The sequence below is a fragment of the Arthrobacter sp. sptzw32 genome (assembly GCF_059089735.1).
On sequence record NZ_JBNHEZ010000003.1, the window covers coordinates 253448 to 276311 of the forward strand.

Annotated in this window: 19 protein-coding genes; 8 read left to right on the forward strand and 11 right to left on the reverse strand. The window is 65.8% G+C overall.

Going from position 1 to position 22864, the window contains the following annotated elements; all coding sequences use genetic code 11:
* The first annotated feature begins 61 nt into the window (after positions 1 to 61).
* Positions 62 to 1888: an AMP-dependent synthetase/ligase gene (locus AC5RVN_RS07690; RefSeq protein WP_494137537.1), complete on the forward strand. Its 1827-nt coding sequence runs from the start codon at positions 62 to 64 to the stop codon at positions 1886 to 1888.
* Here AC5RVN_RS07690 and AC5RVN_RS07695 read toward each other — a convergent pair.
* On the reverse strand, positions 1879 to 3177 hold the full coding sequence (locus AC5RVN_RS07695) for a TIGR01906 family membrane protein (protein ID WP_494137538.1): 1299 nt from the start codon (positions 3175 to 3177) through the stop codon (positions 1879 to 1881). The two genes, AC5RVN_RS07690 and AC5RVN_RS07695, sit on opposite strands and share 10 nt — an antisense overlap.
* A gap of 137 nt (positions 3178 to 3314) precedes the next feature.
* Positions 3315 to 4307 (reverse strand): stage II sporulation protein M, encoded by a 993-nt coding sequence (locus AC5RVN_RS07700; protein WP_494104628.1) that lies wholly within the window; start codon positions 4305 to 4307, stop codon positions 3315 to 3317.
* 64 nt (positions 4308 to 4371) lie between these two features.
* Here AC5RVN_RS07700 and AC5RVN_RS07705 point away from each other — a divergent pair, with 64 nt between their 5' ends.
* Positions 4372 to 5172, forward strand: a complete 801-nt coding sequence (locus AC5RVN_RS07705; protein WP_494137539.1) for an RDD family protein — start codon at positions 4372 to 4374, stop codon at positions 5170 to 5172.
* 4 nt (positions 5173 to 5176) lie between these two features.
* Here AC5RVN_RS07705 and AC5RVN_RS07710 read toward each other — a convergent pair whose 3' ends face one another.
* The 4 genes from AC5RVN_RS07710 to AC5RVN_RS07725 all read right to left on the reverse strand — a co-directional run bounded on the left by AC5RVN_RS07710 (position 5177) and on the right by AC5RVN_RS07725 (position 8777).
* On the reverse strand, positions 5177 to 6415 hold the full coding sequence (locus AC5RVN_RS07710; protein WP_494137540.1) for a L,D-transpeptidase: 1239 nt from the start codon (positions 6413 to 6415) through the stop codon (positions 5177 to 5179).
* 63 nt (positions 6416 to 6478) lie between these two features.
* A complete protein-coding gene (gene ahcY / locus AC5RVN_RS07715) occupies positions 6479 to 7957 on the reverse strand; it encodes an adenosylhomocysteinase (protein WP_494137541.1) in 1479 nt (492 codons plus the stop codon).
* A gap of 99 nt (positions 7958 to 8056) precedes the next feature.
* Complete coding sequence (locus tag AC5RVN_RS07720; RefSeq protein WP_494137542.1) at positions 8057 to 8308, reverse strand: Trm112 family protein; 252 nt, start codon at positions 8306 to 8308, stop codon at positions 8057 to 8059.
* A 79-nt stretch (positions 8309 to 8387) separates the two neighbouring features.
* Positions 8388 to 8777 carry a DUF3499 domain-containing protein gene (locus tag AC5RVN_RS07725; protein WP_494041027.1) on the reverse strand — a complete coding sequence of 130 codons (390 nt, stop codon included), beginning with the start codon at positions 8775 to 8777 and terminating at the stop codon, positions 8388 to 8390.
* Between the two features lie 119 nt (positions 8778 to 8896).
* Here AC5RVN_RS07725 and AC5RVN_RS07730 point away from each other — a divergent pair, with 119 nt between their 5' ends.
* The gene (locus AC5RVN_RS07730; RefSeq protein ID WP_494041028.1) at positions 8897 to 9409 is read left to right on the forward strand and encodes a metallopeptidase family protein; all 513 of its coding nucleotides are present in this window, start codon (positions 8897 to 8899) and stop codon (positions 9407 to 9409) included.
* A 66-nt stretch (positions 9410 to 9475) separates the two neighbouring features.
* Here the strand turns inward: AC5RVN_RS07730 and AC5RVN_RS07735 are convergent, their stop codons facing one another.
* The 3 genes from AC5RVN_RS07735 to AC5RVN_RS07745 are packed head-to-tail and all read right to left on the reverse strand — an operon-like array spanning position 9476 to position 15025.
* Positions 9476 to 11143: a DUF5719 family protein gene (locus AC5RVN_RS07735; protein ID WP_494137543.1), complete on the reverse strand. Its 1668-nt coding sequence runs from the start codon at positions 11141 to 11143 to the stop codon at positions 9476 to 9478.
* Complete coding sequence (locus AC5RVN_RS07740; protein WP_494137544.1) at positions 11136 to 14462, reverse strand: glycosyltransferase family 2 protein; 3327 nt, start codon at positions 14460 to 14462, stop codon at positions 11136 to 11138. Before AC5RVN_RS07740 ends, AC5RVN_RS07735 begins: the two co-directional genes overlap by 8 nt.
* 29 nt (positions 14463 to 14491) lie before the next feature.
* Positions 14492 to 15025, reverse strand: coding sequence for a WhiB family transcriptional regulator (locus AC5RVN_RS07745; RefSeq protein ID WP_494041031.1), 534 nt, complete (start codon positions 15023 to 15025; stop codon positions 14492 to 14494).
* A 372-nt stretch (positions 15026 to 15397) separates the two neighbouring features.
* Here AC5RVN_RS07745 and AC5RVN_RS07750 point away from each other — a divergent pair, with 372 nt between their 5' ends.
* Positions 15398 to 16096 (forward strand): TIGR03089 family protein, encoded by a 699-nt coding sequence (locus AC5RVN_RS07750; protein WP_494137545.1) that lies wholly within the window; start codon positions 15398 to 15400, stop codon positions 16094 to 16096.
* A 73-nt stretch (positions 16097 to 16169) separates the two neighbouring features.
* Here the strand turns inward: AC5RVN_RS07750 and AC5RVN_RS07755 are convergent, their stop codons facing one another.
* Positions 16170 to 16736 carry a GtrA family protein gene (locus AC5RVN_RS07755; RefSeq protein WP_494137546.1) on the reverse strand — a complete coding sequence of 189 codons (567 nt, stop codon included), beginning with the start codon at positions 16734 to 16736 and terminating at the stop codon, positions 16170 to 16172.
* Positions 16737 to 16910: 174 nt separating this feature from the next.
* Here AC5RVN_RS07755 and AC5RVN_RS07760 point away from each other — a divergent pair, with 174 nt between their 5' ends.
* Genes AC5RVN_RS07760 through manA form a run of 4 tightly spaced genes read left to right on the forward strand, consistent with a single transcriptional unit; the run spans position 16911 to position 21658 of the window.
* Positions 16911 to 18107, forward strand: a complete 1197-nt coding sequence (locus tag AC5RVN_RS07760) for a 5-(carboxyamino)imidazole ribonucleotide synthase (protein ID WP_494137547.1) — start codon at positions 16911 to 16913, stop codon at positions 18105 to 18107.
* On the forward strand, positions 18104 to 18688 hold the full coding sequence (gene purE / locus AC5RVN_RS07765) for a 5-(carboxyamino)imidazole ribonucleotide mutase (protein ID WP_494137548.1): 585 nt from the start codon (positions 18104 to 18106) through the stop codon (positions 18686 to 18688). The genes AC5RVN_RS07760 and purE overlap by 4 nt, the downstream gene beginning before the upstream one ends.
* Positions 18689 to 18698: 10 nt before the next feature.
* A complete protein-coding gene (locus AC5RVN_RS07770; RefSeq protein WP_494137549.1) occupies positions 18699 to 20351 on the forward strand; it encodes an LCP family protein in 1653 nt (550 codons plus the stop codon).
* Positions 20352 to 20389: 38 nt separating this feature from the next.
* A complete protein-coding gene (manA, locus tag AC5RVN_RS07775; RefSeq protein ID WP_494137707.1) occupies positions 20390 to 21658 on the forward strand; it encodes a mannose-6-phosphate isomerase, class I in 1269 nt (422 codons plus the stop codon).
* Between the two features lie 82 nt (positions 21659 to 21740).
* Here the strand turns inward: manA and AC5RVN_RS07780 are convergent, their stop codons facing one another.
* Complete coding sequence (locus AC5RVN_RS07780; protein ID WP_494137550.1) at positions 21741 to 22796, reverse strand: lipid II:glycine glycyltransferase FemX; 1056 nt, start codon at positions 22794 to 22796, stop codon at positions 21741 to 21743.
* Positions 22797 to 22864: the final 68 nt, after the last annotated feature.

A 22864-nucleotide genomic window follows, 5' to 3' on the forward strand; every position in this document is an offset into this window, starting at 1 on the left:
GGATGGCAGGAGACCCCGACGGAGCCGCTGCCGCGGCATGGCAGCGGAACGGAGACCTGCTGTGAGAGAAGCGAGCACCGAACTGCTGGTTGAGCTTGATGCCGCCAGCAACGTCACGGATCTGTTGCTGGAGCAGCAGGCGGCCAACCCTGCCCACGCCCTGTACCGGCGCAAGGGGCCCAACGGCTGGTATGACGTGACGGCGCAGAAGTTTCTGCAGGACGTCAGCGCGCTGGCCAAGGGCCTCATCGCCGGCGGGCTCGAACCCGGCGACACTGTGGCGGTCATGTCCGCCACCTCCTATGAATGGACCCTGGTGGATTTCGCCATTTGGTTCGCCGGCGGTGTGACCGTGCCTATTTATGAAACGTCCTCAGCCAGCCAGGTGGAATGGATCCTCCATGACGCCGGCGTGCGGCGCGTCTTCGCCGAGGACCATGCGAAGGTGAAGCTGGTGGCAGATGTCCTGACCGGCTCCGAGCTCCTGCGGGACCGGCTCATCCACGTGGGCCGGATGGACTTCAAGGGTGAAGCCCCGGACCTCGCGAGCCTGGCCGCCGCCGGAACGGGGGTCACCGACGCGGAGCTGGAACGGCATAGGAGCCGGGCAGGACTGGACGACATCGCCTCCCTGGTCTACACCTCGGGTACCACCGGAAATCCCAAAGGCTGCGAAATCACCCACGGCAACTTTGCCCTGGTGGCCCGCAACATCGTTGCGTTCCTTCCGGAGCTGCTCCTTCAGGACCTGGCCCGAACGCTGATGTTCCTGCCGCTCGCACACGTCCTCGCCCGCGCGGTCCAGGTTGTGTGCCTTACCGCCGGAGCCACGCTCGGGCACACAGGAGCGGCGCAGCTGGCCGATGACATGGGATCGTTCCGGCCCACCTTCCTGCTGGTGGTTCCGCGGATTTTCGAGAAGCTCCGCGCCACCGCAGCACACAAAGCCGCAGCGGCCGGAAAAGCCCGGCTTTTCGACGCTGCGTCGGCTACCGCCATTGAGTACTCGCAGGAACAGGACAAGCGCAGCCGCGGCGAGGGCAGCGGTCCCGGGATGTTTTGCCGCATCCGCCACGGAATTTTCGACAGGCTGCTCTACCCGCGGCTCCGCCAGGCCTTCGGCGGCCAGGTGGGCTACACGGTGTCCGGGGCCAGTGCCCTGTCACCGGAGGACGCCCACTTCTTCTACGGGGCCGGGATTCCTGTCCTTGAAGGCTATGGCCTCACCGAGACCACGGCGCCGTGCACCGTCAACACCCCCTCCCGTACCCGGCTGGGTTCAGTAGGCATCCCCATCCCCGGCACCACCATCCGGGTAGCGGAAGACGGCGAGGTCCTGGTCAAGGGCATTGGCGTCTTCCGGGGCTACCACGCCAACCAGGCCGCGAACGCAGAGGCCTTCGTGGACGGATTTCTCCGTACCGGCGACCTCGGGGAACTTGACCCCCAGGGGTTCCTCACCATCACAGGGCGGAAAAAGGACCTGCTGGTCACCGCCGGTGGCAAAAATGTTGCGCCCGGGCCGCTGGAAGAAAAAATCCGCGCGCATCAGCTGGTGGCCCACGCCGTGGTGCTCGGCGACGGAAGGCCTTATGTGACCGCGCTGGTGAGCCTGGACCCCGAAGGCCTCACGCACTGGTGTTCCGGGCAGGGACTGCCCTCACTTGCTGTCCGGGACGCCGTCGCGGATCAGCGGGTGATTGAGGCGGTTCAGGAGGCGGTTGACCAGGCCAACCGGCAGGTGTCCAAAGCCGAATCCATCCGCAGGTTTGCCCTTCTGGACGCCCAGTTCACTGTCGAGTCAGGGCACCTGACGCCGTCCCTCAAAGTGAAGCGCGCCGCCGTCGTGCATGACTATGAAAGCGAGATCGCCGGACTCTATTCCTGAGCCGCCGCATGGCGCGCCGCCGGCTCGGCCGAGTGGTTGGCTGACTGGCGGGTGCCGTCAGGCCGTTCCTTGACGAGGCCGCGGCGCCGGCGCGTAGGCCAGGTGAGGATCAGGGTAATCAGCGCGGTCAGCAGCACCAGGGCTGCGATCACAATTCCTGCGTCGACCCAGAACTGGCCGGGAAACAGCCGGATGAGGGTGTCATCAAGGCTGAACGTCCACGTGCCGTCGGCAAAGAAGATCCGATGGAATTCGGTGAAGAACTGCTGCCATCCCAGCACTGCGAGGGAACCCAGGCCCAGGATAAGGACCAAGGTGATGATGGAGCCGGCGAACAATCCCCTGCGGACTCCCCCGTTGGTTTTCTTCCGCAGGTAGAGGACAGCGACGATGCTGACCAGGGCCAGCAGCACGCCGGCGCCATAGGTGGAGAGGATCACCAGCTTGACGTCCGCCATATGGCTGACTTCGCCGTCCTTGAACAGTTTGTCGCCGCTGCGGTGCACCAGGTCGCCCAGGTAGCGCGGTCCGGACCAGTTACTGAGGTAGTCGACCGCGTAGGAGCCGTAAGTCATCCTGTCGTCGGTGCTGAATCCGTAGCCGTCACCCGGAAATCCGGGGCGGTTGTACTCCACCCAGAGGAACAGCGGACTGGTCACCGCACGTACCGCAAGGATGAGCAGGATCAGGGGGAAGAAGATGGCAAGCAGGACCTGCATCACCCGCGGAGCCACCGGCTTGGCGTTGGCTGCGCTCTCGCGTTGGGCGTTGCGGCGCTCCACCTCCTCCTCCAGAGGACGGACCTGCAGTGCGGAGGTGGGAAGCGGCTCCTTGAAAACAGGCGAGCTGCCGCGCCCGGGTGCAGGATCCGCATCGTCAGCGGCGGCCTCCGCGGCTTTGCGGCCCGCCCGGCTCTCCGGTTGGACGGCTTTGCGGTCCGCGGGGGCGGCGGCAGCATCGGTGATACCAGTAGCGGACGAACCGCCGGCGACTGCTGCGGCTGCACCGCTGCCGGTTACGGAGGAACCGGTACCTGTTGCAGTTGAGCCTGCGGCTGTTAAGGTTGAGCCCGCGCTTGTTGCCACGTCGTCCGCGCCGGAGCTGCCGGATGACTCTCCGGACGTTTCATAGCCCGGGTCATTAGACCCGTGCGTTGCAGAACTGCCGGCGCCTGTACCGGCGGACGTCATCCAGGAAAAGGCCGGTTCGTCGGAGTCCCCTGACGTGTCCAGGACAGGTTCCGGCCGGGGCTCGGTGCGCCTGGCGCGGGCAGGAGTTTCGTCTTTCACAGCAGCGTCGCTTCCCTTGGGCTTCCGCGCCAGGTTGTGGTCCCCCGGCGCGCTTGGTCTGTTGACGAGCCTACCGTCATGGCTCCGCCGCGGGCGCGGAACCACCCCGGAAGGATTACAACGATTCAGGCAACGGTTCAGGCAGCGACTTCCGAATAGCCTGCGTCCTCGCGGCGCAGGTCGCCGCGCTCCCCGGCCAGGTAGGCTGGCCGTCCGCAGGCGAGGACATACAGCCAGTAGCCGGCGAGCACCGCCGCCCCAATGGTGATCTTTGCCCAGACCGGAAGCGCGCTTGGTGTGACAAACCCTTCCACCAGGCCGGAGACAAACAGCACAAGAACCAGGCCCAGGGCTACCGTAATGAGGGATCTGCCCTCCTCCGCTACCGCCCGGCCCCGGGTGCGCGGTCCCGGCGATACCATCGCCCAAAAGATCCGAAGACCGGCTGCGCAGGCGATGAACACGGCAGTGAGTTCCATCAGGCCATGCGGCAGGATGTAGCTGTAAAAAACGTCTGTCTTCCCCGCGGCCGCGAAAATGCCGGCCGCGATACCCACCCCCTGCGCATTGCTGAACAGGATCATGGGCACCCATACTCCGGTGATGCCCAAGGCCACTGCCTGCGCGCTGATCCAGGCGTTGTTGGTCCAGACGGCACCGGCGAAGGACGCGGCGGGGTTCTCCGAGTAATAGTTGATGAAGTCTTCCTCGACGTATTGTTCTGCCGCCGCCTCGGAAGCCACCGCCCGCAACGCTTCGGGGGATGTGCCAATCCAGAACGCGTAGGCTGCGCCGATGAGGACAAAGGCCGCCCCGCAGGCAAGGGTAAGCCACGTGAGCCGGTAGAAAGCGGCCGGAAGGGCCACCACAAAAAACCTTGCCAGGTCCTCCATCACGTTGGAGCGGGCACCGGTAAAACGGGTCCGCGCCTGGGCAAGTGTGGCGGACAAGGAGGCGGACAGGCCGCTCTCCGGAGCCACCGACCGGATGAGCGAAAGGTGGGATGACGCGGACTGGTACAGGGCCAGCAGTTCATCTGCTTCCGGCCCGCTGAGCCTGCGTTTGTGGGCGAGTTCGTGCAGCCGGGACCACTTGTCCGCGTTGACGGCGGAGAACGCGTCCATATCCACGGAACCAGCCTAGCGGGCCGCAATAGACTGTGAATATCCCATCAGCAGCAAGGACAGGAACAGCGTGAGTTCGATCATCACCGGTGAGGCAGTGGTCCTGGAATTACGCCCCGCATCGTTTGCAGCGCGCGCGCTGGGCCTGCTGCTGGATATGGCCTTGAGCATTGTCCTGTTGGCGGTGATCCTGATTCAAGTAGCGGGCGCGGCTGAAGAACTCGACGAAGCCGCCGTGCGGGCCTTGGTGGTGTCCAGCGTGGTGTTCTGCCTGGTGGTTGTTCCGGTGGCTGTTGAGACTCTTAGCCGAGGGCTGTCGCTGGGCAAGCTCGCAGCCGGGCTGAGGGTGGTGCGGGAGGACGGCGGTGCCATCCGCTTCCGCCACGCCCTGATCCGCGGGCTGACCGGATTCCTTGAGATCTACCTGACGCTGGGCGGGGTGGCCATTGCCGTGGCGCTGTTCAACCACAGGTCCCGCAGGCTGGGCGACCTGATGGCCGGGACATATGCCATCCGCCGCCGGGTACTGCTGGAAGAAATCCCGCCGGTGCCCGTTCCGCCCCGGCTCCAGTCCTGGGCCTCGGCGGCGGATATCGGCAGGATTCCGGATGCGACGGCCCGCCGGGCTTCCCAGTTCCTCCGCCAGGCCAACCGGATGGCCCCGCTGTCCAGGGCCGGCATGGCCGGGTCGATCGCCACCGAACTCGCGGCGCACGTGGCCCCGCCGCCGCCTGCCGGAACAACTCCCGGTGACTACCTTGCCGCGGTGGTGGCCGAGCGGCGGAGCAGGGACCTGGCGAGGTTGTCCGGGGCACGACGGCGGAGCGCTGAGACAGCCGAGCGCCTGCACCGGCTGCCTTTCAGCGGCTGAGCGCCTAGTTGGCGTATTCGCTCCACGGAATATTCCAGTCGCCAAAACCGTCGTCGTGGGCCGCGTAATCGCCCTCGGTGTTGACGATATGGACAACGTCGCCGGTGCCCATGTTGTCAAAGACCCACGCGGCACCGTCGGGGGCAAATCCAATGCAGCCGTGTGAGACGTTGGTATTGCCGATAAAGGGGTAAGCAGATTCCAGTGCCTGGTGGATATAAGCACCGCTGAGGGTGAGCCGGATGGTGTATTCGACGTCAACGTCCCCGTAGTAGGCCGGATCGTCGGGCTTCAGCCCGATGCTCGAAGCCCGGAAGTGGTCATAGCGCTTCTTCTCCATCAGCACCCCGTACCCGCGCGCGGACGGGAACCGCTTATCCCCCATGCTCACCGGCAGCGTCTTGACCACCTGGTCGTTGACGCTGAGCGTGAAGGTGTGGGCTGCTGCATCCGCCACTGCCACCTTCTTGTCACCAATGGCGACGTTCACCTTCTTGTTGAAGTTGGCGATCTGGCCGTTGCCGAGGTCCACGCCGAACAGCTGCATGTCCATGGTGATCGTGGAGTTTGCCGCCCAGAAATTTTCCGCGCGGTACCGGACCATGGTGTCGCTGTGCCAGTGAAAGTCACCCACCTGGCCTGCGCTGCTGGTGATGCTGATGGCCTTTTCCACCGCCTCACGGTTAAGCACGGGTTCGCTGAAGATAACCTGCAGCGGCTGCCCGACACCCACCTTCATGCCATCCAGCGGGTAGATAGCGGCATCGGCCTCATGGGAACTGGAAACGGTGCTGAAGGCCTGGGTGGTGCTGGTCTCGCGGCCGGCCCCGTCCTTCACGACGTAGGTGTAGCTGTAGTCCGTATTGAATTTCAGCGGCCCGGAGGCCGTCCAGCCTGTGCCGGCGGCGTCGATGCGGCCCTCCACCGTCTCTCCGGAGGTGCTGGTGAGGGTGACGCGTTCTATGGTGCCGTTGGACACCTTCAGGGACACCGGGGCTGCCGGGTTCACCTGCTTGGCGCCGTTAACCGGCACGGCGTCGAACTTGACCGGGGCAATCACCGGCGCTGCGATGCCGGGTGATGTCCTGGCAGCGGACCCCGACTCCGACTCGATGGCTCCGCGGGCAATTCCCGGTGCCACTGCAGCGAACACCCCGCCGAGGGCGGCGAGGAGGCAGACGGCCACCACCACAAGTATCTTCTTCACACGACCCGGCCGGCGGGACTGGACTTCGGGCTCCATATTTTGATCCTAGGCGCAGAAAGTAACAGCCCGGGTGCTCGGGGCACCCGGGCAGTTCACTTCTTAGTAACGATAGTGCTCGGGCTTGTACGGACCGGCGACGTCCAGATCCAGGTACTCCGCCTGGTCCTTGGTCAATTCGGTCAGCTCCACGCCCAGCGCACCCAAGTGCAGGCGGGCAACTTTTTCGTCCAGGACTTTGGGCAGGACATACACCTGGTTCTCGTACTCGCGCTCCCCCTCGGGCTGGTCCTTCTTCGTCCACAGCTCGATCTGGGCGATGGTCTGATTGGCGAAGGAGTTGCTCATCACAAAGGACGGGTGCCCGGTGGCGTTGCCCAGGTTCAGCAGGCGGCCTTCAGACAGGACGATGATGGAACGCTCGGCTTCGGTGCCGGCCTCAAAAACCCATTCGTGGACCTGCGGCTTGATTTCCACCTTTTTGATGCCCGGGATTCGGGCGAGTCCGGCAATGTCGATTTCGTTATCGAAGTGGCCAATGTTGCCCACAATCGCCTTGTTCTTCATGCCGGCCATGTGCTCGGCCATGATGACGTCCTTGTTGCCGGTGGTGGTGATGAAGATATCGCCCTGGGCCAGGACGGACTCCAGCTTGGCCACCTGGTAGCCGTCCATGGCGGCCTGCAAGGCGCAGATGGGGTCGATCTCCGTGACAATCACGCGGGAACCCTGGCCCCGCAGCGCTTCCGCGGCGCCCTTGCCGACGTCGCCATAGCCGCAGACGACGGCGACCTTGCCGCCCATGAGGACGTCCGTTGCGCGGTTGATGCCGTCCGGAAGGGAGTGCCGGATGCCGTACTTGTTGTCGAACTTGCTCTTGGTGACGGAGTCGTTGACGTTGATTGCGGGGAAGAGGAGCTTGCCCTGTTCAGCCAGCTGGTACAGGCGGTGGACGCCGGTGGTGGTTTCTTCGGTGACTCCCTTGATGGCGGCGGCCGTGCGGGTCCACTTCTGCGGGTCTGCGGCGAGGGAGCGGCGCAGCACGTCAAGGAAGATGCCGTATTCTTCGGAATCCGTGGGGTCGTTGGACGGAACGTTACCCACGGCCTCTAACTCGGCGCCCTTGTGCACCAGCATGGTGGCGTCTCCGCCGTCGTCAAGGATCATGTTGGGGCCGAGCTCCGGGTTGGTCTCCGCGCCGGGCCAGGTGAGGATCTGCTCCGCGGTCCACCAGTATTCCTCGAGCGTCTCGCCCTTCCATGCAAACACCGGGACACCCTGTGGGTCCTCAACGGTGCCCTTACCCACCACCACGGCAGCCGCGGCTTCATCCTGGGTGGAGAAGATATTGCAGGAAGCCCAGCGGACCTCGGCGCCCAGGGCGGTAAGGGTTTCGATCAGCACCGCAGTCTGCACCGTCATGTGCAGCGACCCGGCGATCCGCGCGCCCTTAAGCGGCTGGGTGGGGCCGAATTCCTCGCGGAGGGACATTAGGCCGGGCATCTCGTGCTCCGCCAGGCGGATCTGGTGCCTGCCTGCCTCTGCCAGCGAGATGTCGGCAACCTTGTAATCAAAAGCCATGGTGAATCCTTTACTCTGTCCGGCCAGGAGCCGGATGCTGCTGCGGTGCCGGGCCGGGGAGCCGCGGGGTGTGCGCCGGTGGTTTGTACTGGCGGGGGGTTAAACGGCCCGGCGTCTGCCGGCGGCTGAATCGTGCTGGTCCGAATCGTGCTGGTCCGAACCAGCTGCCGCCGCTGCCGCCAGGAGTTCGGGCGGCAGGAGGAGGGGAATCCCGTCCTCGATGGCATAGCGGGGCCTCACGCCGGACTCGCCCGAGACGGCTGCAACAAGTTCCCCGCCTTCCTGCACCAGGGACGACCCTGTTACCGGGCAACGCAGAACGGACAGGAGTTCAGGACTGATATTCGGCATTGTTTTTCATGCTCCTGGCGGGCGCGCCGGCGCCGGTAGCGGACGGAAGTGCAACTTCCAGCCTACCGCCAGATGCCGCTCAGGACGGTTCCCGCAGGGCGCGGAGGTGGCCCCTGCGGGTTCCTTCAGCGCCGGCCGGGGCTTCAAGCGCCGAATGGGAGCCGCGCTGACCGGACGGCGGCGGCGCCTGGGCAGGCAGGGCAGCGGCGTCCCGGACCGCGTTGGCCAGTGCCAGGAGGTCATCCGGGCCGGGCTGCTGCGGCGTGGAGGGCATGGCCAGGCGCAGAACCTCCCAGCCCCGCGGGACAGTCAGAGAATCAGCGTGCTGCTCACACAGATCGTAACAATGGGGTTCGGCGTAGGTGGCCAGCGGACCAAGGACCGCCGTGGAATCCGCGTAGACGTACGTCAGAGTGGCTACCGCTGACTGGCGGCACGCAGATCTTGAACACTGACGGATAGCTCCCACGACATCACAGACTACTCCGTGCAGGCGGTAAAACACGGTATTGCCGCCCCGGGTCGACGCGCACCGGTGCATGCAGCCCATGTGTCGCGTAAATCCGCCCCCGGGTTTACAGTCGATATATGCAGTCATCGAACCATGAATCAGGCTTTTCGGTCCGGTTGGCTGATCCGGATGCCCACACTGACCCAGGCAGCGCGGCGCCGGGCAAAAGCTTTATGATGCGCCGCCGCAACCGCCACGGACGGGGCCTTCGCGGGGAAGTGATGCTCCCCACCCATCCCGGTTACCGCACCCGTTCGGACCGCTTCGATGACATGGTGCTGGACTCCGCGCAGCGCCTGCATGACATCTGGGGCAAGACCCTTGACGGTGTCCGTTTCGGCGTCGATGAAATCCCGCCGGACCTTGAGCAATTGGCGGCAAATGGCACCACCGCCCCCATGGGTTCCTACACCCCGGCGACCGACGGGGACGGGCCGATGATCACGGTGTACCGCCGGGTGGTTGAGCAGGCGTGCGGGAGTGTGGACGAACTCCACGACCTGGTCCATGACGTGGTGGTGGAGCATACGGCTGAAATGCTGGGTGTTGCCCCGGAGACCCTTGACCCCGTCTACCGCCGCCGGTACTGATCCCGCTGCATCCGCACCAGTCACTGCTTACATCAGGCATCGGCTCTGACAGGCATCGGCGGATCTTCAGTAACTCAGCGTGACAGGCACCGTTTCCTGTCCCGCCGCTGCCGGCAGGAAGGCAAGCGTCGACACATCGTCACGCCCGTCCTGCTGCAGCAACAGAGCTCCATACACAGCGTCGCCGGAAGCCGACACCACATAGCCGACGACGGCGGAATCCTCGGCATTTTCCGGAATGGCGATGGAGGCGGTGGTTCCGCCGGCAATGTCTGCGGTGGACGGCGCCCGGACCTTCCCGTCGGCAGTTATGGCGGAATAGGTGATGGTGGCCCGGTTGTCCAGGGCACCGAAAACAAGGTGGCGCTGGCCTCCCTGGGGAACGGGGACCACGTGCTGGCTGCCGAGTCTTACTCCCGATGCTGCCCACGCGACGTCTGCGGCCTTGCCGTCCTGGAGGCCCCGGGTCACCCGGGTGGCAGCGACAAAGGTGACATCCGACGATGCCTCCACCGTGTAGTGGCCTGCCGGGACGCCGGCCAGCGGAATTTCCGTGGCGGTGCCCGCCTTGGCTGTGATGACTCCCCCATTGGGCAGTGCCCTCTGGCCGTCGCGCCCGTAGAGCTTGACCTCCACCACGGCGTCTGAGGGGCCGGGGACGGTGAGCTGCAGGGCTGGCCCGGCGTCCTCGTACCCTGGCCTTCCGGTCAGCGCAGCTGATTGGCCAGGGTCCTGGATATCGACTCCGGTCATCACCTGCCGGACCGCCGGCGCCGCTCCCGGGGTTATGAAGTCCACGCCGCCAGGAGTCAGCCCGCGCAGGGCGCTCTGCTGGATGATGGCTGCGACGGGGCCTCCGGCGCTGCGTACGTGCACGCTGAGCTGCGCCTCTCCGGGAGCCAGCCCGGCGAGGACTACCGGCCGCGATGTCCCTGGTGCCACGAGCAGCCCCCGGCTGCCGGGTGCCTGGATCTGCCCCGAGGACCCGAAAAGTTCGAGGCTGACGGTGGCCGGAGTGGAAGACCCGTTGGTCAAGACCAGCACCGACGTTCGGCCCACGGTGGTGCTGGCACCCGCGAGCCATTGGTCATTCGACGGCTGCAGGCAGTTGGCTGCAGCAATTCCCTGCAGGTCGCCGTCGGTTGCCGTGAACTTCATGGCCGCTGCCGCCGAGGCCTGCTGGCTTACCACGGCATCGGCGCTAAGCACGCTGATTTGGTCCACCCGTTGGCTGGCCACCACGCCGGCGAGGAGCTCCTGCGCACCTCCTGCGATGGCAGCTGCCGGGGCCTGCTCTTTCACGATCTCAACCGCTGTTGCTCCGCTGAGTTCCGACAGCCGGCTTGCCGGCAACACCCCTCCTGCGCTGAGTACTGCTCCGGTGACAGAGCTTGCGGCCGTTGCCGACTCCGGGCTGAATTGCGGATCGGTGCCCGCTTCAGTACCTTCCAGCAGCCTGGCCGGACCGGGACAGACCCCAACACTGGTGCCCGCCGGCACTGCCGATTCACCCGCGGGTACGGCTCGGCTGGACACGGGCTGCGGAAGGATTGATCCGGCCGCCACTACGGCGCCGGCACTGGCGATGACGACGGCGGCAGACGCCAGGCTGGTCACTAGCGCCTTCCTGCCCCAGGCCGCCGGGCGCCGGGCAGGTTCAGAGCTTTCCGCGGGTTCGACGGCCGTCGCACCGCCTGGCCCCGATGCTTCCGCGGACGTGGAAGTTCTATGCATTCTGGTGTTCCTTACGCAGCGATCCTTCGTTCCGTGAAAGACCTGTCCTCTGGCGCGGGGCAGGCATCGGGATGGCAAGCATGATGGTCAGACCAATAACGGTGCACTGCGCGATTCCAGACCACAGGGCCCACGGGTTCTCGTACCGCACCGTGAGGTGGCCCGCCGAAGCCGGGAGGGTAAAGGCTTGCGACCATCCGGAAGTTGTTGAGGTCAGCCTGCGGCCGTCCAGCCATGCACTCCAGCCGGGATCCGCCCGTTCCGCCAGTACCAACAGACGGCCCTCCGGCCCTTCGGGAACAGCGGCATCGACGTCGTCATACCCTGACGGGACGAGGGCGGTGGTGGCGCCTTCCGCGTCAACAACCCGTACCCGGTGGGCCACGTCCGCCGCTTGGAGGGCCGGCTGGTTCAGTGGAGTGATCCGCCACAGCCATCCGGTGTCTGTCTGCCCCACCGCGATGAGCCCGGGGACGGCATCCATCCTGCTGGCGGTGAGCTGGGCTGCCGTATCTGCTGCCCGGAGAACCACAAATCCGGCCCCCAGCTGTTCGAGGTCGGTCCGCGGGTCCACGCCTTTGCCAGCTACCAGCGTTGCCACCACGCGGCGGACCGCGGAGGTGACGTCGTCGTCGTCGCGCACTGTTTCTGATCCCGGCGCGCCCAGGATGTTACGCACTGAGGCGATGGTTGAAAGGCTGTCCAGGGTTGTGCCCGCGCCCCTCATGAGGGAAGCATCATACGTGCCGTTCTCGCCGGTGCTGATGGACAGGGTGCGTGTCTGTTCAGGCCCGGTTCCGCGGTCCGTGGCTGTCGCCGGAAGGGTGCGCACGCCGGTTGCCTCGACAAGCCGGGGCGTGCCCAATGCGGTGGAGGCCGTGGGCATTTGAGCCGTGGCTGCAGCTGGACGGAGAAGGTTCTGCGCCGACCATGCAGCCATTCCTGCCAGGGGGCCGGCAAGCAAAAGCACCATGGCGCATGCCGCCGCGGACTGCAGTGCCCTCCTGGGTTTCGCAGTGCCCGCCGCTGCCCGGTCCGCCAACTCCAGCAGCCGCTCGGCTCCCAGGACCGCGGCAGCGAGCAGGGCAAACGCCGCTGCGGAAACCGCCGCTCCAGGGAAGGGTGTGACCATGGTGTCGGCATTTATGCCGGTAGCCACATGCCCGGCCAACCAGCCTCCGGCGAGCGCGATAGTGGCAACCACCCACAGGGACCTGGCCATTCCGGCCCGTTTACCGGGCATGCCGGTGGCAGCCACTGCCAGGAGCACCACGGGGACACCAGCAAGGAGGGCCAGCAACAGGGCCCACGGCACCGTGCTGCCCGCGAAGTACGGCAGTCCGGCCAGCCCGCTGTTGGGACCGAACTCGAGCGGCTGGCCAAGCAGTTGCTGCCACAGCGGGGCGGCATCAAAACCCAGCGGCAGGCCGGGATCGGCCAGCAGGGCCCGAGGCCTGTCAAGCGCTGAAAGCCCGAACGGGATAAACAGGGCCGCAGTGGGCAGCAATGCCCACCATACTGTCCGGCCCCGGCGCCCGGGGAGAACCCAGCAAAGAATTATGACCACTGTCGCAGGTATCAGCAGTGACGGCGCGGACGCCGTCACAACAGCCAGTACCAGGCCAGCCGCCGCTGCAGCCGTCCACGACGGCACTCCATTGATTCCGGGCTTCACCGGCGTCGGCCCGGTGAAGCGGCGGTCACCGGCAGCCGGCTGCTGGAATCTTCCCTGTCCCACAGCGGAGCCAGTCGCCCGCAGCAAGGCCAGGACCAGCAGCGGAATCATGAAGTGCGCAACAAGGGCTCCAACCCGGCCCTGGTTGAGGGCCACCTGCAGGGCCGGGGCCGCGGCCCAGAACAAAGCTGCTGCCAGGCGCAGGCGGCGGCGGACGGTCAGGCCGCCTGCAGCAAACCATGCGGTGAGGCCGGACAGCGGCATGCCGAGCAGCAGCAGCCAGGCCATGGCGGCATTGGCGTCACCGCCCCCCAGCACACCCAGGACCCAGAGGACATACCCAAAGGGATCCCCGCGTCCGGGAAGCCCGGCACCCAGGGAAACCCACCAGCTGGACGCATGATGCCAGATGTCGCCAAGGCCGGCTGAGACCGGAATCAGCGCCCCGCCGGTAACGGCAGGGGCACCGAAAAGTCCGGCTAAGCCCAGCAGCGAGGTAATGGACGCGATAATGACCGTGGCCAGGGCTCCGTTGCCCACCCAGCCGCGCTTGCTGGTGGCAAGCGCTGCGAAGTCGTCCTCGGCGTCACCGGTGGGCTGGTTCACCAGCGGGTCCTGTTCGAGGTAATCCGCCGGGCTCCCGTCCGAACCAAACGCCTCCATGAGGGAACGCCGGTGGCTCCAGACCTCACGGCGGGGTGTCTGAAGCTTACGGATTACCGACCGGCGGATGCGGCGGCTGTTCCTGGCGTTCGCCCTTGCCCTCATCACTGCGCGCGGGCGGCCGAGCGCTGCGAACGTTGCTGCCAGCTGTGTAATGCCGTGCCCGGGATCCTTTACGGCAATGCTCAGCACCAGTTTGAAGATGCTGCCCAGGAGGGCGGCGACGCCGTGGACGGGGACCATCCACGGCGTCGCGTGCTTCAGCCTCAAATGGACCTGCGCTTTACGGGCCGCGGCGGCGTTGCCCAGCGCATGGGGCCGGTGCACTACGTGGAACATCCTGGCCGCGGGGACGACCACCACGCGGTGCCCGGCCAAGCGGTTGCGCCAGCAGAAATCGACGTCGTCGCCGCTGCCGGGGAGTGCGGGGTCAAAGCCGCCAAGCTGCTCCCAGACGTCGCGGCGGATAAGCATGCCGGCGGAATTGACGGCGAAGGTATCGCTGCGGCCGTCGTATTGCCCCTGGTCAAGTTCATCGGCGTCAATGAGGGTCAGCCGCTCCGCCCAACGGCTGGTGGAGAGGCCCACGTCCACCAGCTTGCGTCCGGCGTGCCAGTCCAGCTGCTTGCAGCCGGCAACTGTTACGGAGGGGGCGCGCTCGACGGCGAGGAGCAGTTCGGCGAGGGCCTGCGGCGCAGGTGCGGCGTCATCGTGAAGCAGCCAGATCCACTCAGAACTGCCGCTGCCGCAATCGGCCCGCCAAGGGGCGAGTTCGGCGAGGCCCGCGGATACCGCAGCACCCATGCCGTTCTTTCCGCGATGGCTTACTACGCGCGCCGCGCCCAGGGCCTGTTCAAGGAGGGCTTTGGAATGATCGCGGGAGCCGGTGTCGACGCCGATGACGGCGTCAGCAGCCCGGGTCTGATCCGCCAAAGCTGCCAGGGTTCTGGGGAGATAGGCACTGCCGTTGTGGGCAACCACAACGGCAGTGACGTGGACATCCTGAAGAATTAGATTGCTCGCTTCCTTAGCCGCCGGCGCTCACGCTCGGAAAGGCCTCCCCAGATGCCGAACCGTTCGTCATTGGCCAGGGCGTATTCGAGGCACTGGGACCGCACGTTGCAGGCACCGCAAACCTTCTTGGCATCCCGGGTGGACCCTCCCTTTTCAGGAAAAAAGGCCTCGGGGTCGGTTTGGGCGCAGAGGGCGTCCGTCTGCCACCCAAGTTCGCCTTCATCACCCAGGTCCTGCTGGAAGGGCAGTCCAATCCACACAGGCTGTGCCGTTCCGGCCGCAGCCAGCTCCATGGGCGGGTCGAGCTCATCCTCGGGGTCCTGCCCGCCATTCAGAAGTGCCTCATGTGCGGCAAGGAAAGCTGTGGCCTGGTCCTCCTGGGAGTCCCTGTTGCTTGTGTTGTACCGCTCCGCGGCGTCAGGATCGGCCGGATCGACATACCAATCGCTGGGAACGCCCCGCGCACGGTACTTTGCCGTTGCCTGACCGGCCACGACGGCATCTTCCTGGATACGCTCTGCTTGCCCCACGGCGACCCTCCTGATGTTGCAACCCTTGCCTGGATACGTGGACACTCGGTTGTGTGCCGGTATTTACGCAGGTGCCTTTAGACATCTAATTACACGCGTGTAACTAGGGTGAGTCAAGCCGCTGCCCGGATAATAATCACCAACAGCCCCCAACATGGTGCACGCCACGCCCGAACTTTTGGCGGGGTACCCATTCCCGCACCGTTTATGCAGCGCTTCTGCTCCGGAAACACCGCCGTAAGCCCGGTTCCCGGCCCTTGTACGGCAAAGTGCCCCATCTTCTGACGAGACGAAGATCACCTGAGCGGCCTCACGTTTTTGTCGGGGTGACGCACCGGTGACCGCGCTCCTCTGCGGTGGCAGGATTAGGGCATGACTACCCCGGCAATCGATCTGATGAACAGCCTCCGCTCAGGCAACTCCACCGCCCCGCGCCTTACCTGGTACGGCCCGGACTCGGAGCGCGTAGAGCTCTCCGGGAAGGTGCTGGACAACTGGGTGGCCAAAACCAGCAACCTGCTCCAGGACGAGCTGGACGCCGAACCCGGCATGCGGCTGGCGCTGGACCTGCCCGCGCACTGGAAAGGCCTGGTCTGGGCCCTGGCCGCCTGGCAGCTGGGCATGGAGACGGTCCTCAGCGGTGATGCGGCGGACCTTTTGGCCACGGCCACTCCGGAAGCGGCAGCAGGGAAGTACGGCGCCGTCGTGGCCGTGGCACTGCCAGCCCTGGCTATGCGCTGGGCCGGTGAACTGCCCGCCGGCTGCCTTGATTACGCGGCGGAAGTGCGCTCCCACGGCGACGTTTTCATGCAGCACACCGAAGCCGACCCCCTGGCCTGTGCGATCGTTGCCCAGGACGGCCACCGGCACTCCCACCAGGACTTGCTGGACGGCTTCGCAGTGCCCCACGGGGAGGCCGTGCGGCTGCACATTCCGGGGCGGGACGGGCTGGAGGCGGCGCTGGCCAATGCCTTGGGCGCGTGGCGGCACGGGGGCTCAGTGGTGATGACACATCCCGACGTGGAGCCCACTGAGAAGCTGCTCGCCGCGGAACGCATCCACGGCACCTGATATCGGCTTCTGAGCAACATCCCTGATTGGGGGCTGGCCCGGCTTTCCGGGCCGGCCCCGCTTTCAGGCCGGTCTAGTTTTTGGGCCGGGCGGGGTCTTCTGTTACAGGCTCCCGCTCCGGAACGCCGGCGCCGGCATCCGTGGAATGGTGGTGGAGTTCGATGAGTTCGTGGTCGTGGGAGAACTCCGGCTCCTGGTCCAGTTCCTTGTTGAACACCAGGAACCGGTAGGCGAAGAAGCGGACCACCGTGGCCACCAGGATTCCTGCCACTCCCGCGAAGAAGAGCATGTTCTTGTCTGTTATGCCGAGTCCGTACTTCGCCAGGGCAGTGAAGCCGGTGGAGATGCCGATGCCGATGCCGTTGATAAGGATGAACATCAGGAATTCACGGAGCACGTTGTCCTGCCTGCGGTGCCGGAAGGTCCAGAGGCGGTTGGCAATCCAGGAAAATATCGTGGCTACGGAGGCGCCAACAAACCGGGCTTTGGCCTCGCTGTCCGTCATGGGGCCGTGCATGAGGTAATACGTGAGGCCGTTGTCGATGACGAATGCCACACCGCCTACGGCTCCGAATTTGGCCACCTCACGCCAGAAAAGTGAGGCGAGCCCCCGGATGCGATCTGTAAGCGTGTTAAACATGACCCTCCATGGCCGTTGAAACAATGGGCCACACGGCCGGAGGCCCATTTTAGCCCCTGAAGCTGGAGGGCAGCCCCCTAACGTGGGGCAGGAACGGACCGGCGGAGTCAAAACTGCTTCCCCGCCGCGTCCCAAAAAGCGGGATACCCTGCGGTCTTCGGTAGGCTGGCACATGTGACTTTTCCAGTAATAGGTGTGGTTGGCGGCGGCCAGCTCGCGAGAATGATGGCCCCAGCCGCAACTGCGCTCGGCTTTGAACTGCGTGTCCTTGCCGAAGGCGACGACGTCTCCGCCGTCTCGGCGGTGGCCTTATCACCAGTGGGTGATTACAAGGACCTGCAGACCCTTTTGGAGTTCTCCCAGGGCCTGGACGTCATGACCTTCGATCACGAGCACGTCCCCACGGCCCATCTGCGGGCCCTGCAGGAAGCCGGGGTCAACGTCCAGCCCGGCCCCGACGCTTTGGTCCACGCCCAGGACAAACTAGTGATGCGCGCCGCCATTGAGCGGCTGGAGCTTCCCAACCCCGCGTGGGCTTCGGTTGCCGATGTGGCCGGGCTCATCAACTTTGGCGAGGACACGGGATGGCCGGTAGTCCTGAAAACGCCCCGCGGCGGCTATGACGGCAAGGGCGTACGGATCATCTCCTCAGCTGAAGAGGCTGCCGAAACCACAGAATGGTTTGAGGCCATGAGCCCGCTTCTCGCGGAGGCGAAGGTCGACTTCACCCGGGAACTTTCCGCGCTGGTGGCCAGGACCCCCGACGGTGAAGCCCGCGCCTGGCCCGTGGTCCACACCATCCAGGTTGACGGGGTGTGCGACGAAGTCATTGCCCCCGCCCTGGACATCCTGGTGGAGGTTGCCGCGGCCGCCGAGGATGCCGCCCTGCGGATAGCCCATGAACTTGGAGTGACAGGGGTCCTTGCCGTGGAGCTCTTCGAAACTCCTGGTACAGGTGCGGGGTTCCTCATCAATGAACTGGCCATGCGCCCCCACAACACCGGGCACTGGACCCAGGACGGGTCCGTCACCAGCCAGTTTGAACAACACCTCCGTGCGGTCCTGAACCTGCCGCTGGGGGCAACGGACGTCCTGGCTCCGGTAGTGGTGATGAAGAACTTCCTGGGCGGCGAGAACCAGGACCTGTTTTCCGCCTTCCCGCTGGCGCTGGCCAGCGAGCCGGCGGCCAAGGTGCACTGCTACGGCAAATCGGTACGGCCGGGCCGGAAGATTGGCCATGTAAACCTGGTGGGGTCATCCACGGACGAGGTTGACGCCGTCCGGCGCCGTGCAGGAACCGTGGCAGGCATCATCCGCGACGGGCGGGTACCCGCAGAAGAACCCCCGGCAATTTTTGAGGAGAAGGCATGAGCGCCGAAACCAGCCCCGCCCGGGGTTCCGCCGGCAACCCGCTGGTAGGGCTAGTGATGGGTTCGGATTCGGACTGGCCGGTCATGGAGGCTGCCGCTGACGCCCTCGCGGAATTCGGCATCCGCTTTGAAGCCGACGTTGTGTCCGCCCACCGGATGCCCACTGAGATGATCCGCTACGGCCAGACCGCGCACGAGCGCGGGCTGCGGGTGATTATTGCCGGCGCCGGCGGTGCCGCCCACCTGCCCGGGATGCTGGCCAGCGTCACTCCGCTCCCCGTGATCGGAGTGCCGGTCCCGCTCAAGACGCTGGATGGCATGGACTCGCTGCTCTCCATTGTGCAGATGCCCGCCGGTGTTCCCGTAGCCACCGTTTCCATCGCCGGTGCACGCAATGCCGGCCTCCTGGCGGTCCGGATGCTTGCAGCAGGCACGGACGAGCTCGCGGCGTCGCTGCGCGCCGACCTACTGGAGTTCGCCGCAGACCTGAATGCCGTAGCGTCGCGCAAGGGGGCAAACCTGCGGCAGAAGGTCAGCGAGGTCTTCGCCGAAGGCAACGGCCCGCTCCGGGGCAGCCGTTAGGAAGGCGGCCGTGTCCAGCAGAAAGCTCCCGCCGCCCGCTTCTGACGCGACGCTGACCGATCCGGTCCGCTACCCGGTGAGCGCCTCCTCCCCGGTCCGGACCAAGCGGGGCTTCGTGCTTGTGCTCCTGACTCTTTTGGTGCCGGGCAGCGCTCAGCTCGTCGCGGGCGACCGCAAACTGGGGCGCGCTGCGCTTCGGGTCACGCTGTGCGTCTGGGCGGCCCTGGTGCTGGCCGTGCTCCTGCTGGTCTTCAACCGGCCGCTGCTCATCAACATCGTGACCCACCCGATTGCCTCGCTGGTCATCGTGATCCTGCTGGCGGCACTCGCCGCCGGGTGGGCACTCCTGTTCATCAATACGCTGCGGCTCATCCGCCCGGTCCTGCTGGCACCACCGGCACGGCCCGCCGTCGTGATCTCGCTGGTTGTGGCGATGGTCCTGGGCAGCGGAACCCTGGGTTACACGGCCTACCTGCTCAACGTGGGGCGCAACGCGATCGGCAGCATCTTTTCCGCCGGCCCCGCTATCGACCCCGTGGAGGGCCGCTACAACTTCCTGATGATGGGCGGTGACGCCGGCGACGACCGCACCGGCAGGCGCACCGACAGCCTCTCGGTCCTGAGCGTGGATGCCGAAACCGGCCAAACCGCCATCATCTCCGTGCCCCGGAACCTCCAAAACGCCCAGTTCAGCGAGGACTCCCCCATGCGGGCGATCTACCCTGACGGGTACGACTGCGGTGACGCCTGCCTGATCAACGCCATCAACACCGAAGTAAACAACTCGCACGCCGACCTCTACCCCGGCGTTGCAGATCCCGGGGCGCAGGCCACGCTTGAGGCGGTGTCCGGGACACTGGGAATCACGGTGCAGGCGTACGTGCTGGTGGATATGGAGGGGTTTTCCAAGCTGATTGACGCCATGGGCGGCATCAGGATCAAGGCCGGCGGCTGGGTGCCCATCAGCGGCGAAACCATTGATGAGGCCAACGGCATCCATGGGATGCCCCTGGGCTGGATCCCCGCCGGGGATCAGACGCTGGATGGCTACCATGCACTCTGGTACGGGCGGTCGCGCGAATTCGTTGATGACTACGCCCGTATCCAGCGCCAGCAGTGTGTTCAGCAGGCGATGCTCAAGCAGTTGGACCCCGCTACCCTGCTGAGCAAGTTCGAGGAAATCGCCAACGCCGGAACAAAGGTGGTGGACTCCAATATCTCCTCCTCGCAGCTGGGAAGCTTTGTGGACCTGGCCATGAAGGCAAAAGGCCAGGAGATCAAACGCCTCACCATCGGACCGCCGGATTTTGACGCGTCATTCTCCACCGTGCCCGACTTCGACGTCATCCATGAGCGGGTGGACCAGCTCTTGGCTCCCGCTCCGGAAGCCCAGTCCGCCGGGCTGCCGGATGACGCCATGGTGGTGCCGCGCACCGCCGGCGGAGGGCTGCAGGCTGCACCGGCACGTTTGGACACCGCGCTGCCCGTTGCCGGCGGAATCCGGACCCAGCAGTCTCCCCCGGCTGCGGACTTCACTCCTGTGACCACCACTCCTGACGGCGAGCCGATCACCGAAGAGATGCTCAACGAGCTCAAGAGCCAGGGCGAAGAGCAGGCCATCCGGGAACTTGTGGCAACCAACGGCCAGTGCGCCCCGTTGTAGCCGCCGCCACCACATTCACCTACGGAACGGACACCGCCTTGTACGAGATTGAGAACGTCCTCCGGGACTATGCCTGGGGATCGACGACGGCGATCGCCGCCCTGCTGGGGCGTCCAGAGTCGGGCGGCCCGGAAGCCGAGTTGTGGATCGGAGCGCACCCGGACTCACCGTCCCTGGCCCACCTGCCCGAGGACGGCTCCACGGCTCCCCTGGACGCCCTGATCAAAAGGGACCCGGAACATTTCCTGGGTGCGGACTCCGTGGCGCGTTTCGGTCCCCGGCTGCCCTTCCTCACCAAGATCCTGGCGGCTGCCCAGCCGCTGTCCCTCCAGGTGCACCCAAGCCTTAAGCAGGCGAAGGCGGGCTTTGCCCGGGAAAACGCCGAGGGCGTCGCAGCCGATGCCCCCGACAGGAACTACCGGGACGATAACCACAAACCCGAGATGATCCTTGCCCTGACACCGTTTGAGGCGCTGTGTGGTTTCCGGCCGGCCGCCGCCAGCCGGGCAGTCCTGCAGCACGTGGCCGCCGCCTGTGATGCAGCCGGGCGCGGGGTGCCGGCACTGATCACCGCCCTGCTGGCGGATCTTGACGACAAGGATGAACGCGCCGCCCTGCGTACGGCCTTTGAGCGGCTGATCTCCGGCGGCCAGGCCGTGGCTGAGGGTACAGCGCTGGTGGTGGCGGCCTTGCATTCCGGAGCTTCGCTGGCTCCCTTCGACGCCGAACTCTCAACCGCGATCAGCCTCAACGAGAAGTACCCCGGCGATCCCGGCGTGCTGATCTCGCTGCTGCTGAACCGCATCTCCCTTGAGCCCGGTGAGGCGGTCTACCTTCCTGCCGGCAACGTCCACGCCTACCTGCACGGCCTCGGTGTTGAGGTCATGGCGTCCTCCGACAACGTCCTACGCGGAGGGCTCACCCCCAAGTACGTGGACGTCCCCGAACTGCTGAAAACCATCGACTTCCAGCCCGTGGCAGTGCCGATGCTCGAGGCTGAGCGGACCGTGATGGACCAGGAGCTTTTCCGCCCGCCCTTTGAAGAATTCCAACTGCAGCGCATCGAACTCGCCCCCGGCGCCGGGCCCGTCCCGCTGGCCCAGTCCGGCGCCGCTGTGGTGATCGTAGTTGCCGGAGATGTCTATCTGGACTCGCCCAAGGGCGATCTTCAGCTTTCCCGCGGCGGCAGCGCCTTCCTGGCGGCCGCCGAAGCCCCGGTCAACGTTCACGCGGTGGCGGGCAGCACCGGGCCGGCGCTGGCATTTGCCGTCACCACAGGACTGCAGCGGACTGCTGTGCGCAGCTGACCGACAACCCCAAAGGGCGACGGCGGCACCCGCGCGGGTGCCGCCGTCGCCCTTTGTTGTAACAGGAGGCGTCCATGCAGGGTCAGTTGCCCGGGCGCAGCTTCCGGATCAGGGGCCGGACCCGGCCGGCTGCGGTCTTCAGCAGGCGCCGACCTGTCTGGAGCCCCCGGCGGGCCAGTGGCATGGCCTGTGCGTAGGCGGGGTAGAACGGCGACAGCGGCTTTTCCCACGTGCCCAGGAGCATGTTTTCGTGCTTGGCGAACTGCTTCTTGAAGTCGGAGATGCCGTCGTTGAGCAGGCCGTTGAAGTCGTACCGGGAACAGCCATCTTCCCGCATGGCCTGCAGCGCTGCCCATTTCACACCGTAATTCACGCGCTGCTTTTGCCCTTCGGCGGAGACCCCGCCGTACAGCTCAAAGGCGGTGGAGCCGCTCCTTGCGAGCCAGACGAAAGCAAGCATCTCCTCGCCGTCGAACGCGGCAACGACAGGCGAGCCGTCGCCCATGTTTTTGAAGATGTCCCGGTAATACTGGTCTTCGTGGATGCCAAACCCGGCACGATCGGCGGTCTCGTGGTAGATCGCCAAAACCTGCTCAAGCTCGGCGTCATTCTTGACCTTGCGGAACTCCACATCGCTGCGCATCGCCTTGCGGATGTTCGCCCTGGTGGACTTGGACATGTCCGACATCAGTTCGTCGTCAGTGCGGGTGAGGTCCAGGATGAGCGTCCGCGGAATCAGGACGGTGTTGGTGGTTGCCCGGAAGCCGGCCGAGGCGACGGCACCGGCGAAGTCCGAGTCCTGGTCCCAGTCCGGTTCAATGCTCAAGGCAACGCCGCGGTAGCGGACGGCCGCATACTCTGCCAGGTGGCCAAGCACGGCAGGGGCGTTCTCCACCGAACACATCGGACCCCGTGGAATGTAGACCAGGGCGCGGAAGGGGAACGGCAGCCGGCGGATGAGCAGCTGGGCGCAGCCTGCCGTTTCGCCGCCGTCGTTGACCAGCACCCGGTCCACAAACCAGCCGTGCATGGCCTTGGTTTCGCCCCACCCCCACAGCTGCTGCGGATGTCCCTGGAACTGGTCAACGTGTTCGTCCCAAAGGGCGCGGTCAGTACAGGGCACAACAGCAGGAATCATGGCTTCAACCCTATACCAACCCCTCAAACGGCAGATCCCCGGAGCAGCCGTGCAGGGCTCCGGGGATC